This window comes from Agrococcus jejuensis (assembly GCF_900099705.1).
Classification (GTDB): domain Bacteria; phylum Actinomycetota; class Actinomycetes; order Actinomycetales; family Microbacteriaceae; genus Agrococcus; species Agrococcus jejuensis.
Genome location: NZ_LT629695.1, coordinates 1853568 through 1868383 on the forward strand (window position 1 = coordinate 1853568; position 14816 = coordinate 1868383).

The 14816-nt window shown below is 72.8% G+C and carries 14 protein-coding genes; 11 read left to right on the forward strand and 3 right to left on the reverse strand.

The annotated features are described in order from the left end of the window. Positions 1-24: 24 nt before the first annotated feature. Positions 25-1038 carry a LacI family DNA-binding transcriptional regulator gene (locus BLQ67_RS08840; RefSeq protein WP_092504311.1) on the forward strand — a complete coding sequence of 338 codons (1014 nt, stop codon included), beginning with the start codon at positions 25-27 and terminating at the stop codon, positions 1036-1038. Between the two features lie 570 nt (positions 1039-1608). On the opposite strand, the gene BLQ67_RS08845 is transcribed toward BLQ67_RS08840, so the two are convergent. Further along, positions 1609-2466 (reverse strand): sugar phosphate isomerase/epimerase family protein, encoded by an 858-nt coding sequence (locus BLQ67_RS08845; RefSeq protein WP_231945004.1) that lies wholly within the window; start codon positions 2464-2466, stop codon positions 1609-1611. A gap of 121 nt (positions 2467-2587) precedes the next feature. On the opposite strand from BLQ67_RS08845, the gene uxaC reads away from it, so the two are divergent. The 6 genes from uxaC to BLQ67_RS08875 all read left to right on the forward strand — a co-directional run bounded on the left by uxaC (position 2588) and on the right by BLQ67_RS08875 (position 10061). Continuing rightward, positions 2588-4000, forward strand: coding sequence for a glucuronate isomerase (uxaC, locus tag BLQ67_RS08850; RefSeq protein WP_092506862.1), 1413 nt, complete (start codon positions 2588-2590; stop codon positions 3998-4000). After that, entirely contained in the window at positions 3997-5394 is a 1398-nt protein-coding gene (locus BLQ67_RS08855) for a mannitol dehydrogenase family protein (protein WP_092504313.1), read from the forward strand. Before uxaC ends, BLQ67_RS08855 begins: the two co-directional genes overlap by 4 nt. A 57-nt stretch (positions 5395-5451) precedes the next feature. Then, complete coding sequence (gene uidB / locus BLQ67_RS08860) at positions 5452-6879, forward strand: glucuronide transporter (protein WP_092504315.1); 1428 nt, start codon at positions 5452-5454, stop codon at positions 6877-6879. Then, the gene (gene manD / locus BLQ67_RS08865) at positions 6876-8123 is read left to right on the forward strand and encodes a D-mannonate dehydratase ManD (protein WP_092504317.1); all 1248 of its coding nucleotides are present in this window, start codon (positions 6876-6878) and stop codon (positions 8121-8123) included. The genes uidB and manD overlap by 4 nt, the downstream gene beginning before the upstream one ends. Before the next feature lie 126 nt (positions 8124-8249). Next, positions 8250-8750, forward strand: a complete 501-nt coding sequence (locus tag BLQ67_RS08870; RefSeq protein ID WP_092504319.1) for a gluconokinase — start codon at positions 8250-8252, stop codon at positions 8748-8750. 90 nt (positions 8751-8840) lie between these two features. Further along, positions 8841-10061 carry a multidrug effflux MFS transporter gene (locus tag BLQ67_RS08875; protein WP_197674588.1) on the forward strand — a complete coding sequence of 407 codons (1221 nt, stop codon included), beginning with the start codon at positions 8841-8843 and terminating at the stop codon, positions 10059-10061. Positions 10062-10071: 10 nt separating this feature from the next. Here the strand turns inward: BLQ67_RS08875 and BLQ67_RS16605 are convergent, their stop codons facing one another. Further along, positions 10072-10716 (reverse strand): TetR/AcrR family transcriptional regulator, encoded by a 645-nt coding sequence (locus tag BLQ67_RS16605; RefSeq protein WP_172802281.1) that lies wholly within the window; start codon positions 10714-10716, stop codon positions 10072-10074. Between the two features lie 169 nt (positions 10717-10885). Further along, positions 10886-11092 carry a hypothetical protein gene (locus BLQ67_RS16610; protein ID WP_172802282.1) on the reverse strand — a complete coding sequence of 69 codons (207 nt, stop codon included), beginning with the start codon at positions 11090-11092 and terminating at the stop codon, positions 10886-10888. 89 nt (positions 11093-11181) lie between these two features. Between BLQ67_RS16610 and BLQ67_RS08885 the strand changes: the two genes are divergently transcribed. From BLQ67_RS08885 to BLQ67_RS08900, 4 genes are all read left to right on the forward strand, one after another. Further along, on the forward strand, positions 11182-12129 hold the full coding sequence (locus BLQ67_RS08885; RefSeq protein WP_092504323.1) for an AEC family transporter: 948 nt from the start codon (positions 11182-11184) through the stop codon (positions 12127-12129). A 174-nt stretch (positions 12130-12303) separates the two neighbouring features. After that, a complete protein-coding gene (gene rarD / locus BLQ67_RS08890; protein ID WP_092504325.1) occupies positions 12304-13251 on the forward strand; it encodes an EamA family transporter RarD in 948 nt (315 codons plus the stop codon). A gap of 43 nt (positions 13252-13294) precedes the next feature. Then, complete coding sequence (locus tag BLQ67_RS08895) at positions 13295-14257, forward strand: hypothetical protein (RefSeq protein ID WP_092504327.1); 963 nt, start codon at positions 13295-13297, stop codon at positions 14255-14257. Positions 14258-14347: 90 nt separating this feature from the next. Next, positions 14348-14749, forward strand: a complete 402-nt coding sequence (locus tag BLQ67_RS08900) for a Fur family transcriptional regulator (RefSeq protein WP_231945233.1) — start codon at positions 14348-14350, stop codon at positions 14747-14749. Positions 14750-14816: the final 67 nt, after the last annotated feature.

Below are 14816 nucleotides of genomic sequence, written 5' to 3' on the forward strand. Positions count from 1 at the left end.
CAGGCGCGGATCGGAGGAGCGGGGATGGCGACTGAGAAGCCGCGCCGCGCGTCGACGGCGCCCACCATCTACGACGTGGCCCGTCTCGCGGGCGTGAACCCGTCGACGGTGTCGCGGGCGCTCAACACCCCCGGCCGCATCAACGCGCGCACGGAGGAGAAGGTGCACGCCGCAGCCCGCGAGCTGCGCTACCGCTCGAACCCGATGGCGCGTGCCCTGCCGACGGGGCGCACGTCGACGATCGGCCTCATCCTCTCCGACATCACGAACCCGATGATCGCCGGCATCGTGCGTGGCGCCGCGACGGCTGCGGATGCGCTCGGCTACACCGTGGTCATCGCGGAGTCGCAGGAGTCGCCCGAGCTCGAGTCACGCGCGACGGAGCGCATCGTCGCGAGCGTCGACGGCGTGATCCTCGCCGCGTCCCGTCTCGACGACGCCTCGATCACGGAGCTCGCGGGCGAGAAGCCGCTCGTGCTCATCAACCGCGCCCTCGACGGCGTGGAGTCGGTGATCGGCGAGGTGCGCGCGGGCATCGAGGAGGCCGTCGCGCACCTGCAGCTGCTCGGCCACACGCGCATCGTGTACCTCGCGGGTCCGTCGACGTCGTGGATGAGCCGCCACCGCGCCGCGGTCATCCAGGACGTCGCGTCGGGTCGCGGCATCGACATCGAGGTCGTGGGCCCGAACGTGCCGACGCTCGAGGGCGGTGCGGCGACGCTCTCGCGGCTCGTGGCGATGGATGCGACGGCCGTGATGGCGTACAACGACGTCATGGCGATCGGCCTGCTGCGCGCCGCCGCCGAGCAGGGGTTCGACGTGCCGTCGCAGATGAGCATCGTCGGCTTCGACGACGTCTTCGGCTCGGACTTCACGCATCCGCCGCTCACGACCATCCGCATGCCGCTGCTCGCGCTCGGCGAGCTGGCGGTGCACCGCATCCTCGAGGCCGTCGGCGTCGAGACGGCCACCGAGCCGGCTGCCGCCCCCATCGCGCAGCTCGTGGTGCGGGGCTCGACGGCGAGGCCTCGGGCGTAGGTCGTCGCACGAAGCGATGCTGAGCGGGCCTTCATCTGCATGTCGCGGATGAGGGCCCGCTCAGCATCATTCGGTGCGGTGATGCTCGCCCACCAACTGGTCGAGGAGCGCGCGAGCCCTTGGGCGAGCACGCGTCACGAGACCACGCGAGCGCCGCTCCTGCCCGGCCATGCGCGTGGTCGCGTCGAGCGGGCACGTCGCGTGGTCTCGTGACGGCTCCTCGCTGCGCTCGGGGCCTCCTCGACCAGCTGGGAGGGGGCCGCCCCGTCCCCAAGTCCGATCGTTGAGGTGCGAGCGCAGCGAGCCTCGAAGCGATCCCCACCGAGGTCCGCGGTGCCCCTTTCGAGGCTCACTTCGTTCGCACCTCAAGGAGCGGTTGGGAAGGTCGGGCCCCCACCAGCTGGTCGAGGAGCGCGCGAGCCCTTGGGCGAGCACGCGTCACGAGACCATGCGAGCGCCGCTCCTGCCCGGCCATGCGCGTGGTCGCGTCGAGCGGGCACGTCGCGTGGTCTCGTGACGGCTCCTCGCTGCGCTCGGGGCCTCCTCGACCAGCTGGTGGCGAGCGAGGCGTCAGAACAGGTCGCCGAAGCCCATCGTCTGCAGGTTGTCGTACGACGTCTGCAGGCAGTCGAAGACGTCGCGGCCGTAGAGGTCGTCCTGCTCGACGAGCAGGTAGCGGGCGCCCGACTCGACGGCGGTGGGGATGATGCCGTGCCAGTCGAGGTTGCCCTCGCCGACCTCGCCGAACTGCACGACGGCGTTGAACGCGTCGTAGACGGCGCTGCGGTCGCCCTTCGACAGCGCGTCGAACACCTCGGGCGGCATGTGGCCGATGCGGTAGTCCTTCAGGTGCACCATCGACACGCGACCGGCGCGGGCGGCGATGGCGCGCTGCGGGTCGAGGCCGCCGCGCTGCAGCCAGTGCACGTCGAGCTCGAGGCCGACGGTGGGGGAGCGGTCGGCGATGATGTCGAGCAGGTAGGTGCCGTCGAACTTCACGAACTCGACGTGGTGGTTGTGATAGTGCAGCTCGATGCCCTCGTCGCGCAGTCGCGCGGCCATCCGCTCCGCCTCGTCGCAGAACTCGAGCACCTGGTCGAGGCTCGCGAGCGACGCGAGCGGCAGCATGCCGATGCGGATCATCGTCGAGTCGAGCGCCTTCGCGTCGGCGACGATCTTGTCGAAGCGCTCCGAGAGGGAGTCGTTGCCGACGACCTGCGGCCCGACGGTCGCAGAGAGCGCAGCCATCTCGACGCCGAGCTCGTCCTTCGCGCGAGCGAGCTCGGTGACGTTTTCGGGCGTCATGGGGATCTGCGACACCTCGATCGCTCCGTAGCCGATCTCGCGCACGCGCCGCAGGGCCTCGTACGCTCCGTGCTCCTCGACCGCGCCCTTGAGCATCATCGCCTGCACGCCGATCTTCGCCATCGCATCTCCTCGTGTCGCACGACCGCGCCACTGCGGTCGATGCTTCCACCTTGGCCCGAAAGCCGCATTTTGGCAACCGGTTGACAAACGGATGCCGCGCGGCTTGAATCGGCATGTGCCGATGACGCTGCGCCTGGATCCCGACCGCCTGCTCCCCGTGGACCCCACGACGAGGGAGGTGGCCAGGCGCCTCTATGCGCTCGTGGCCGGAGCGCCGATCGTCTCGCCGCACGGCCACGTCGACCCGCATCTGCTGCTCGACGACGAGCCCTTCCCCGACCCGGCGACCCTCTTCATCCGCTACGACCACTACGTCACGCGCCTGCTGCACGCCGACGGCGTCTCGTTCGCGACGCTCGGCGTGCCGGATGCGTCGGGCGCCGAGCAGGTCGGCGAGCCGCGCGAGGCGTGGCGCGCGTTCTGCAGCCGCTGGCGCCTCTTCGCCGGCACCGCATCGGGCTACTGGCTGGCCCACGCGTTCGGCACGCTCTTCGGCATCGACGAGCAGCCGAGCGCCGAGAACGCCGACGCGCTCTACGACCGCATCGCCGCGCAGCTCGAGCGCCCCGAGATGCGCCCCCGCGCCCTGTTCTCGCGGTTCGGCATCGACGTGCTCGCCACGACCGACGACCCCATGGACGACCTCGCGGCCCATCGGGCGCTCGCCGACGACCCGACGTTCTCGGGTCGCGTGCTGCCCACGTTCCGCCCCGACGCGTACATCGACCCGCTCGCGCCGGGCTTCCGCGACAAGGTCGCGGCCCTCGCCGCGTGGGGCGGCCACGCGGCCGACGACTACCCCGCGTACGTCGCGTCGCTCGAGGCGCGCCGCCGGCACTTCGTCGAGCACGGCGCCGTCTCGGCCGACTTCGGCGTGCGCGAGCCGTACTCGATCGACCTCGGCGCCGAGCGCGCGGGCGAGCTGTTCGCGAAGGCCGTCGCCGGCACGATCGACGCCGCCGAGGCGCGCGACTTCCTGGGCCACATGCTGCTGGAGTCGGCGCGCATGAGCGTCGACGACGGCCTCGTCATGACGATCCACCCGGGCGTGCACCGCAACCACTCGCAGTCGACGTTCGACCGCTTCGGGCCCGACACGGGCCACGACATCCCCATCCCGGCCGAGTTCGTGCAGAACCTGCGTCCGCTGCTCGAGCGCCACGGCAACGACCCGCGCCTGCACCTCGTGCTCTTCACGATCGACGAGACGACGTACTCGCGCGAGATCGCGCCGCTCGCGGGCTTCTACCGCTCGGTGTTCATCGGTGCCCCGTGGTGGTTCCTCGATGCGCCGGATGCGGTGCAGCGCTTCCGTGCCGCCGTGACCGAGACCGCAGGCTTCTCGCGCGGCTCGGGCTTCATCGACGACACGCGCGCGTTCCTCTCGATCCCCGCCCGCCATGACATGAGCCGCCGCCTCGACGCCGCGTTCCTCGCGCGCCTCGTCGCCGAGGGTCGCCTCGACGAGGAGTCGGCGGCCGAGATCGTCGTCGACATGGTCGGCGCGCAGCCCAGGAAGGTCTTCCGCCTGTGACCGCTCTCACCCGCGCCTCCGCGCGCGCCGGCGCTCCGGCACCCGTGCGCATCGTGCATCTGGGCCTCGGCGCCTTCCACCGCGCGCACCAGGCCTGGTACACGGCGAAGGCCGAGGATGCGGGCGAGTGGGGCATCGCGGCGTTCACGGGCCGTCGGCCCGACGTGGCGGATGCGCTGCGCCCGCAGGGCGGCGCGTACACGCTGCTCGAGCGCGGGCCGGATGGCGACGCGGCCGAGACGATCGGCAGCATCGTGGAGGTGTGGCCGGGCGACGACGTCGCGCGGCTGCGCGAGCTCGTGGCCCGCGAGGCCGTGGCGATCGTGTCGCTCACGATCACGGAGCCCGCGTACCGGCTGCGCGCCGACGGCTCCGCCGACCTCGACGACGCCGCGGTCGCGGCCGACGTCGCGGCGCTCGCCGCGGGCACCGACCCGTCGACGCCGCTCGGCCGCCTCGTGGCCGCGCTCGACGCGCGACGCCGCGCCGGCGCGGGTCCGATCGCGGTCATGCCGTGCGACAACATGCCGAACGCCGGCGGCAACGTGCACGCGGCGCTGCAGGCCATCGCCTCCGCTGCCGGCCTCGACGAGACCGCCGCGTGGATCGCATCCGACGTCGCGTGCGCCTCCTCGAGCGTCGACCGCATCACGCCCGCGACGACCGACGCCGACCGCGCCGAGGTCGCGCGACTCACGGGCCTCGACGACGCCTCGCCCGTCGTCACCGAGCCCTTCCGCGACTGGGTCGTGCAGGGATCCTTCCCCGCCGGCCGCCCCGTGTGGGAGACCGCGGGCGCGCGCTTCGTCGACGACGTCGAGCCCTTCGAGCGCCGCAAGCTGTGGCTGCTCAACGGCTCGCACTCGCTGCTCGCCTACCGCGGCCTGCTCGCGGGCCACGCGACCGTCGCGGAGGCGATCGCCGACCCCGTGCTGCGCGCCGAGGTGGATGCGTGGTGGGGCCTCGCGGGCGAGCACCTGCCCGCCGGCCTCGACCTCGCGGCGTACCGCGCCGCGCTCGTCGCCCGCTTCGAGAACGCCCGCATCGAGCACCGTCTGCAGCAGATCGCGGCGGAGGGCGTCACGAAGCTGCGGGTGCGGTTCGTGCCCGTGCTGCTCGCGGAGCGCGAGCGCGGCGGCGACGCGTCGAACGGCGCCGTGGCGATCGGCGCGATCGCGGCGTGGGTCGCGCTCGTGCTCGACGGCGTGCAGCTCGTCGACGGCCGTCGTGCCGAGGTCGAGACGGCCATGGCGTCGGCGACCCCCGTGCGCGACCTGCTCGCGCTCGTCGAGCCCCGGCTCGCGGCCGACGCATCCATCGTCGAGGCGGTCGAGATCGCCGCCTCCGAGGCCCGTTCTGGCAATCGCTTGCCAACCGTGCCGGAACTTGCTTGACTGAGTCTCGTGAGGCCCCGACGGGCCGCACCCGCTTGCGATGCGAGGAGCACGACCATGAGCGACGCGACGACGCGCCTCACCAGGCTGCAGATCGTCGGCTACGGCGCCGGCGACGCGGCGAACAACCTCGCGTTCACGACCGCGACGATGTTCCTGCTCGTCTACTACACCGATGTCGCCGGCATCGGCGCCGCGGCCGCGGGCACGCTGCTGCTCGTCGTGCGCATCTTCGACGCGTTCGCCGACGTCTTCGCCGGCCGCGTCGTCGACCGCACGTTCACGAAGCGGTTCGGCAAGTTCCGCCCGTTCCTGCTCTTCGGCTCGCTGCCGCTGCTCATCCTGAGCTTCCTCACGTTCAACGTGCCGCAGATCGGCGAGACGGGCATGCTCATCTACGCGTACCTCACGTACGCCGCGCTGGGCCTCGCCTACAGCCTCGTCAACATCCCCTACGGCTCGCTCGCCGCGGCCATGACGCAGACGGCCTCCGAGCGCGCCCGCCTCTCGGGCGCCCGCACGATCGGCGCCGTCGTCGTCGGTGGCGGCCTGGGCATCTTCGTCGCGCCGCTCATCACGCCCGAGCGCGACCTGCAGACGATCTTCACCGCCATGACGCTCGGCTTCGTCGTCGTCGGCTTCGCCCTCTACCTCTTCACGTTCTTCACGGCTCGCGAGCGCGTGCAGCGCGACGTGCCCAAGGTGTCGATGCGGCAGAGCATGCGCGTGCTGCGCACCAACCGGCCGCTCATCATGCTGTGCGGCGCCGCCTTCCTCTTCCTCACCGGCATGCTCGCGATGAGCACCGTGCAGCTGTACTACCTGCGCGACGTGCTCGGCGCCATCGAGCTCTACGCGTTCGTCGCGATCGTGCAGATCGCCGGCACCTTCGGCATCGGCGCCCTGCTGCCGCGCATCGTGCGCGCCATCGGCAAGCGCGCCGGCTTCCTCATCGGCATGGCCGTCGTCGCCGTCGGCGGCGTCACGGCGGCGCTCGCGCCCGCATCCATCCCGGGGCTCGGCTTCACGGGCATCGCGATCGCGACGCTCGGCGTGAGCTTCAGCGGCATGCTGCTGTGGGTGCTCGAGGCCGACACCGTCGAGTACGGCGAGTGGCAGACGGGCGTGCGCGCCGAGGGCATCACGTACGCGCTGTTCTCGTTCACGCGCAAGACCGGCCAGGCCGTCGGCGGCGCCCTCGCGGCCTACGCGCTCGCGATCGGCGGATACGCGGCGGGCGCGGGCGAGCAGTCGTCGAGCGCCGAGTGGGGCATCCGCATCGCCGTCGGCGGCATCCCCGCCGTCATGGCCGTGCTCGCCGCGAGCCTCATGGCGATCTACCCGCTCACCGACGCGAGGCACCGCGAGATCGTCGCGGAGATCGCCGAGCGCCGCGCCGACACCATCGACCCCGTGCTCTCGACCGCCGCGTTCGCGACGCGGTCGGGCACGACCACGCCCCCGACGAAGGAGACCAGGGCATGACCATCGAATCCGCAGAGGTGCTCGTCTCGAGCCCCGGTCGCAACTTCGTGACCCTCCGCATCACGACCTCCGACGGCGTCACCGGCCTCGGCGACGCCACCGTGAACGGCCGCGAGCTCTCGGTCGTGTCGTACCTCAAGGACCACGTGGTGCCGCTGCTCGTCGGCCTCGACGAGCACCGCATCGAGGACACGTGGCAGTACCTCTACCGCGGCGCGTACTGGCGCCGCGGCCCCATCACGATGGCCGCCATCGCGGCCGTCGACACGGCGCTGTGGGACATCAAGGCGAAGATCGCCGGCCTGCCGCTGTACCAGCTGCTCGGCGGCCGCAGCCGCGAGGGCCTGCTCTGCTACGGCCACGCCTCGGGCGCCGACCTGCCCGAGCTGTTCGACTCCATCCGCCACCACCAGGCCGAGGGCTACCGCGCCATCCGCGTGCAGACCGGCATCCCCGGCCTGCCGAACGTCTACGGCGTCGCGTCGAGCGCGAACTCGGCGACGACGGCCGAGGGCGTCACGGCCCGCTACGACCACGAGCCGGCCCGCCCGGGCTCGAAGCCCGTGGAGGAGTCGTGGGACACCCGCGCGTACATCCGCCACGTGCCCACCGTCTTCGAGGCCGTGCGCAACGAGTTCGGCCCCGAGCTGCCGCTGCTGCACGACGCGCACCACCGCCTCACGCCCATCCAGGCGGCGAAGGTCGGCAAGTCGCTCGAGCCGTACGACCTGTTCTGGCTCGAGGACGTCACGCCCGCCGAGAACCAGGCCGTGCTGCGCCGCGTGCGCGAGCACACCACGACGCCGCTCGCGATCGGCGAGGTGTTCAACACGATCCACGACTACCGCGAGCTCTTCGAGGAGCAGCTCATCGACTACGTGCGCAGCCCCATCACGCACGCCGGCGGCGTCACGGGTCTGCGTCGCATCTTCGACTACGCGTCGGTGTACCAGATCAAGTCGGGCGTGCACGGGCCGACCGACGTGTCGCCCGTCGGCCTCGCCGCGGCCATCCACCTGGGCATCGCCATCCCGAACTTCGGCATCCAGGAGTACATGCAGCACTCGGCGGCGACGCATGACGTGTTCCAGACGGACTACACGTTCGAGGGCGGCATGCTGAAGCCCGGCGAGGCCGCGGGTCTCGGCGTCGAGTACGACGACGTGGCGGGCGCCGCCCACGAGTACGCGCCGGCCTACCTGCCGGTGAACAGGCTCCTCGACGGGTCGATGCACGACTGGTGAGCGAGAGCACCTCGTCGGCCAGCGACACGACGAGGCATGGGAGGGCGGGGTCGGCTGGGCCTCGCCCTCCCGCATACGACGAGAACCCCACACGACGAGAACCCCACACGACGAGAGGATGGGCGGATGCGGCCGATCGTGATCATGGGCGCGCAGGGCACGGGCAAGTCGACCGTGGGCGCTCTGCTCGCCGCTGCGCTCGGCGTGCCGTTCGTCGACGGCGACGACCTGCATCCGCCTGCCAACAAGGCGAAGATGGCGAGCGGCACCCCGCTCGACGACGCCGACCGCGCGCCGTGGCTGCGCGACGTCGGGGCGCGGCTCGCTCGTGGCGATGCACCGGTGGTCGCGTGCTCGGCGCTCAAGGTCGCGTACCGCGACCTCATCCGTGGCGAGGCGCCAGACGCCGTGTTCGTGCATCTCGTCGGCGACCGCGACCTGCTCGCGTCGCGGCTCGCGGGGCGCGACCACGAGTACATGCCCTCGACGCTGCTCGACAGCCAGCTCGCGACGCTCGAGCCGCTCGAGCAGCGCGAGGATGCGGTGGCGCTGTCGATCGATGCGGCGCCCGAGGCGATCGTCGCGTCGGCCGTCACGTGGCTGACCGCGCAGCCCGCGCGGCGCTGACGTGCCGGCTCGGGTGCGGGGCACTCGCGGAGCCTCCCCGCGATCCGCCGCATCCGATGGGATGGATGACGACATGAGGGAGCATCGACCGTGACGCAGCGCAGCACCGCCGACCGGGCCGTCGGCGGCCTGGGGCCGTGGCTGCCGATCGTGCTCGGCATGCTCACGATCTTCGGCCCCATCTCGGTCGACATCTACCTGCCGTCGCTGCCGGCGCTGCGCGACGACCTCGCCGTGACGCCGGCGCTCGCGCAGCTCACGCTCACCGCCTGCCTCGTGGGCCTCGCGCTCGGGCAGCTGCTCGTCGGGCCGCTCTCCGATCGGTTCGGCAGACGGCGTCCGCTGCTCGTGGGGCTCGGCGTGTACGTCGTCGCCGCGGTGCTGTGCTCGGTCAGCATCTCGATCGAGATGCTCATCGTCGCGCGCGTCGTGCAGGGCGTCGCGGGCGCGACGGGCATGGTCATCGCGCAGGCGTCGGGCCGCGACCGGCTCGACGGCCCGCGACTGACGCGCTACTACGCGAACATCGCGGTCGTCGTCGGCTCCGCGGCGCTCGTCGGCCCGCTGCTTGGCGGCCAGCTCGCCGCGTTCATGGACTGGCGCGGCATCTTCCTCGTGCTCGCCGGCATCGGCACGGCCATCTGGCTCGCGTGCCTCACGGGCTTCTCGGAGTCGCTGCCGCACGACCGCCGCCGCGCGGGCGAGTCGTCGATCCTGCACGACATGCGCAGCCTCGCCCGCGACCGGGCGTTCGTGACGCCCGTGCTCGTCATCGGCCTGCTGAACGGCGCCGTCATCGGCTACGTGAGCGGCGCCTCCTTCCTGCTGCAGGGCGCCTACGGGCTCACGCCGCAGCAGTACTCGTACGTCATCGCGGCGGGCGCAGTCACGTTCGTGCTCGGCGGCATCGTCGCCGGGCAGGTGGGCGCTCGTCGCTCGCCGCGCGCGCTGCTGCCCGTCGGCATCGGCCTCGCCATCGCGGGCGCGACGGCGACGCTCGTCATCGGGGTGCTCGACGTCGGGCTGGCGGCGCTCATCGCGGCGATCCTCGCGGTGACGAGCGGCACCGCGCTCACGGTGCCCTCGGCGACGACGATCGCGCTCGCCCGCAGGCCCGACATCGCGGGCAGCGCCGCGGCGGTCGTCGGGGTGACGCGCTACGCGCTCGGTGCTGCGGCCGCACCCCTCGTGGGCCTCGGCGGCGGCCTGAGCGCCGTGCCGCTCGCGATCGTCATGCTCGTCTGCACGCTGGGTGCGCTGGGGGCGTGGCTCGCGATCCCGCGGGCGGGCGAGGGAGCGTCGGGCGACTGAGCATCGTCGCTCAGCCCTCGATCGCCTCGCGGATCGCCTGCGTCAGCATCGACTCGACGATGGCGCCGAGCTGCGCGATCGCCTCGTCGTCCATCCCCGGATCGTCGAGGAACGCCGCGAGCACGATGGCGTCGGTGCGCTGGATGGCGGCGACGAGCTCGGTGCGGCGCGCGGGCGTGAGCACGACGCCGTGGCGCGGCGCGAGCACGGCCACGAGGTCGCGCGCCGCGGCCTCCACTGCGATCGCCCGGTCGGCGCGCGCCTCCGGCAGCAGCCACTGCCACGCGCGCACCGGTTGGTACGCCGGGATCGTGCGGTGCATGCGCACGTAGGTGTCGAGCAGCGCGCGCACGTCGGCGGCGAGGCTGCCGTGCGACGTGACGGCGGCGTCGACGAGCGCGTCGCGCATGCGCATGACGTTGCGCTCGTAGAGGGTGCGGATGAGCGCCTCGCGGTCCTCGAAGTACCGGTAGACCGTGCCGACCGAGACGCGCGCACGGGCGGCGACGTCGGTCGTCGTCAGCCGTTCGATGCCGCGATCCCAGATGAGGGAGGCGGCAGCGTCGAGCAGGCGATGCGCCGTCTCGGTCGCCTGACCTGGCGTCGGATCCACGCGCATGGCTGCGGAGTCGAGCTCGATGGGTCCGGTGTCCATGCCGACCTCCTGCATCCGTGCGGGTACGCGAGCATAACCGGCGAGAACCTTCGACGGTCGAAGGAAACTCACTGGATCGATCGAGGAGCTCGAACGGCGTTCTGACCTGTGTTTCCGCAGGTTTCCGGCGGTCGACAGTCGACCGTTCCGGGGTGAAGAAGGTTCGGCGTCAGTCGCCGTCGGCGGCGTCGTCGACACCGCTGGCGTCACCGGCCTCGGCGCTCGTCGGCGTCGGTCCGTCGGCTGCGAGCCACGCGGCATCCGCGGCCCCGCCGTCGTCGAGCCCCGCCTCCGCGAGCGCACGCTCGATCGCATCCGCGAGCGGATCGGCGCCCGGCTCCGAGGGCGTGCCGAACGGCAGTGCTTCCTGACCCATGCCAGCACGGTACGTCGCGAGGTGGCCAGCACGCCAGGGGTGGCAGGATCGGAGGGCATCGGTTCCACGGACGGACGGAGCGTCCGCTCGTGGACCTCGACAACATGGCCAACGCCGCCCTCGCGTTCGGTGGCGTCGCCGTCGTCATCGCCATCGGCTACGTCGTGCGCCGCTTCGAGGTCGTGGGCCCCGAGGCCGAGCGCATCCTCAGCCGCCTCACGCTGCTCGTCGGCATGCCGGGCCTCACCTTCGTCGTGCTGGCCCGCGCCGACCCGACGGTGCTGCTGTCGTCGTACTCGCTCGCGATGATCGCGCCCATCGTGCTCACGATCCTCGTCACCGTCGGCGCCCTCATGACGCAGGCGCGCGTGCGCCGCTCGCCGACGGCCCTCGCCGTGCTTGGCATCTCGACCGGCTTCACGAACTCGGGCAACATCGGCATCCCGCTGTCGGTGTCGATCCTCGGCACCACGTCGTTCCTGGCGCCGAGCATCCTGCTGCAGGTGCTCGTGCTCGCGCCCGTGGCGATGGGCATCGCGACCGCCGCCGCGCACGAGGGCGGCCCGCAGCCGTGGTGGCGGCGCGTGCTGCGCCCGTTCGCGACGCCCGTCGTGCCCGCCGCGCTGCTCGGCGGCACCGTCATGCTCACGGGCGTCGAGATCCCGGATGCGGTGCTCATGCCCGCCGACCTGCTCGCCGACGCGTCCATCCCGATGCTGCTCCTGGCGTTCGGCATGTCGCTGCGCGGTGCGCGCCCGCTCGGGCCGTTGCGCACCGACACCGCGGTCGTGCTCATCCCGCTCGTCGCGAAGCTCGTGCTCCTGCCGCTCGCGACCCTCGGCTTCGGTCTGCTGCTCGGCTTCGGCGGCCTCGAGCTGCTCGCGCTCGTCGTCATCGCGTGCCTGCCGTCGGCGCAGAACATGTACGCCATCGCGTCGTCGTACACGTCGTTCGGCGCCGTCGTGCGCACGGTCGTGCTCACGACGACGGTGCTCGCGTGCCCGTTCGCGGTGCTGGCGGCGGGGCTGCTGGGCTGACGCCCGGCACGAGGTGACGCTGAGGCGGCCTTGGTCGGCGACATGCACGTCAACCCGTCGTGAGCGTCACCTGGTGCCCTGAGCACGTCGCCGCTCGCGCATCCGCCCGCTCCTAGGCTGGATGCGCGCAGGCCGTCGGCGAGCGCATCCCGCCCGCTGCCGCATGGAGGTCGCATGCTCGCGCCCGTTCGCGCCGCATCGTCGCTGCGCTCCGGCGTCGGCCTCGGCGTCGCCGCGTCGATCGGGGCGTCGGTGCTGTTCGGCGTGCTCTTCCTGCTGCCGCCGCTGCTCGCGCCGCTGACGGGCATCGAGATCGTCGCGTGGCGCGTCGTCGTGATGCTGCCGGTGCTCATCGCGCTGTTCGCCGCGACGGTCGGGCTGCGCGACGTCGCGCGCGTGCTCGCCCGCATCCGTCGCCGTCCCGTGCTCGCGCTCGTGCTCGTGGCCGACGCCGCGCTGCTGTCGGTGCAGCTGTGGCTGTTCGGCTGGGCGCCCATCGCCGGGCACGGCCTCGACACCGCGACCGGCTACCTGCTGCTGCCGCTCGCGATGGTGCTCGTGGGCGTCGTGCTGCACGGCGAGCGGCTGTCGCGGATGCGCGGCGCGGCCGTCGCGGCCGCGGTGCTGGGCGTCGTCGCGGCGCTCGCTGTCGGCGGCTCGGTCGGGTTCACGACGGCGCTCGTGGCGCTCGGCTACCCGATCTACTTCGACCTGCGCCGCCGCTTCGGCCTCGACGGACCCGGCGCGACCGTGCTCGAGCAGCTCGTGCTGCTGCCCGTCGCGATCGTCGTGCTCGTCGCGCACGCCGCATCCGGTGCCGCCGCCGTGACGTGGGGCCACGCGCCGATGCTCGCGCTGCTCGGCGTCGTGAGCGGCACGGCGCTCTGGATGTACCTGTCGGCCAGCCGCATGCTGCCGTTCGGGCTCTTCGGCCTGCTCACGTACGTCGAGCCCGTGCTGCTCGTCGTCGTCTCGACGCTGCTGCTCGGGGAGGCCGTCGGCGCCTCCGACGCCCTCGTCTACGGGCCCATCGCCGTCGCGCTCGTGCTCCTCGCCCTCGAGCCGTGGCTCGCCCGCCGCCGCGGCGAGCCGCCCACGACGACGCAGCCCATCCCGCACTGAGCCGCCCCAGGGGCCGTGGATGTGGTCGTGCGAGGCTGCCGAGATGACGAACGTCGCCGCCGGTGCCATCAGGTGGCGAGCGAGCGCAGCCCGCGTCGTCGGTCACGGCTGGCTGCTGGGGGCGGCGGGCAGCGGCGTCGCCGCACTGGCTGCGGGCGTCGTGGCCGGGGTGCAGGCGTCGCAGCGCACCGAGGTCGACGGCTGGTCGATGGTCTTCGTGGGCCTCGTCGTGCTCCTCGGCGTCGCGCCGGTCGGCGGCACGGGCGGGCTCTGGGCGGCCGCGATCGTGCTCACCCTTCGGGGTGCTCGGCCCGCCCGGCGCCACGGCCCGCGCATCGTGCGCCTCGCGATCGCGATCGCACTGCTCGTCGGGGGCCTCGTGACGGTCGTGCAGCTCGTCGACGTCGGAGCCATGGCCGGCGCCGACGGCCCGGTGCCCGCCGTCGTCCTGGCCGTGATCGGGCTGCTGGCGACGGCGCGCATCGTGCGCATCGCCGGCCGCGTGTCGCAGGGGGCGCCGCGGGTCGAGTCGACGGCCGAGCCGACGTCGGGGGTCGCTGCCGTCGAGGTGCTGCCGCGCGAGCCGTTCGTGCTGGGCGCGTGCCTCGGCCCGATCGCCCTGGCGGCGGCACCGCTCATCGCGACCCTCGACCCGCAGACCTCGACGCCGATCGTGCTGACCAACGCGGGCATCCTCGTGTGCTTCGGCATCGGACTCGGCCCGCTCGTCGGGCTCGGGTTCGCGGCGGTGGTGCCGCTGCCGTGGGCGCAGCGCGACGATGGGCCGCGCCCGCTCCCGGTGCGCATCGCCGGGCTCGTGCTGCTGCAGGTCGTGTCGGCCGCGCTGCTCGGCGGCATGGCGTACGCGCTCCTCGGCATGGACGAGGCCGCGGTGCACGCCGCCACGAGCGGCGGCGTCGTGATCCTCGCCGTCCAGCTCGCCCTCCTCGACGCCGCGTGGCGTTCGCACGCTCGACACGCCGAAGATTTGAGTCGTTCACGATAAGCCGCCAGGATGGGGGGCATGGACCTCGTCGACCACGCACCCGCCGAAGGGCCCGACGCGGCCCTCGCGCAGCGCGTCGCGCACGAGTCGATGCTCCGCACTCGCGGCCTGCGCGTCACGCGCGGCCGCCTCGCCGTGCTCGACGTGCTGAAGGCCCAGCCGCACTCGGATGCCGACACCATCCACCAGGGCGTCGCCATCCTCGAGCCCGGCATCTCGGTGCAGTCCGTGCACAACGTGCTCGCTGCGCTGCACGAGGCAGGCGTGCTGCGCCGCTTCGAGCCCGCCCGGTCGGCCGCGCGCTACGAGCTGCGCGTCGACGACAACCACCATCACGCCGTCTGCTCGCGCTGCGGCCGCGTCGAGGACGTCGACTGCGTCACCGGCGAGGCGCCGTGCCTGCACGCGCCCGCACCCGTCGGCTTCGCCGTCGTGCAGGCCGAGGTCACGTTCTGGGGGCTCTGCGCCGACTGCGCGCAGTCCGAGCGCTGACCCCCGCCCGCATCCCGATCGCCTCGGGATGCTCCACCGACTCCACCGACCCGTTCGACCCACCCCA

Bases quoted from the DNA above. Each gene is read 5' to 3' on its own strand.
- BLQ67_RS08840 (WP_092504311.1), top strand. From the start codon at position 25: ATGGCGACTGAGAAGCCGCGCCGCGCGTCGACGGCGCCCACCATCTAC.
- BLQ67_RS08845 (WP_231945004.1), bottom strand. From the start codon at position 2,466: ATGGCGAAGATCGGCGTGCAGGCGATGATGCTCAAGGGCGCGGTCGAG.
- uxaC (WP_092506862.1), top strand. From the start codon at position 2,588: ATGACGCTGCGCCTGGATCCCGACCGCCTGCTCCCCGTGGACCCCACG.
- uidB (WP_092504315.1), top strand. From the start codon at position 5,452: ATGAGCGACGCGACGACGCGCCTCACCAGGCTGCAGATCGTCGGCTAC.
- manD (WP_092504317.1), top strand. From the start codon at position 6,876: ATGACCATCGAATCCGCAGAGGTGCTCGTCTCGAGCCCCGGTCGCAAC.
- BLQ67_RS08870 (WP_092504319.1), top strand. From the start codon at position 8,250: ATGCGGCCGATCGTGATCATGGGCGCGCAGGGCACGGGCAAGTCGACC.
- BLQ67_RS16605 (WP_172802281.1), bottom strand. From the start codon at position 10,716: ATGGACACCGGACCCATCGAGCTCGACTCCGCAGCCATGCGCGTGGAT.
- BLQ67_RS16610 (WP_172802282.1), bottom strand. From the start codon at position 11,092: ATGGGTCAGGAAGCACTGCCGTTCGGCACGCCCTCGGAGCCGGGCGCC.
- rarD (WP_092504325.1), top strand. From the start codon at position 12,304: ATGCTCGCGCCCGTTCGCGCCGCATCGTCGCTGCGCTCCGGCGTCGGC.
- BLQ67_RS08895 (WP_092504327.1), top strand. From the start codon at position 13,295: ATGACGAACGTCGCCGCCGGTGCCATCAGGTGGCGAGCGAGCGCAGCC.
- BLQ67_RS08900 (WP_231945233.1), top strand. From the start codon at position 14,348: ATGCTCCGCACTCGCGGCCTGCGCGTCACGCGCGGCCGCCTCGCCGTG.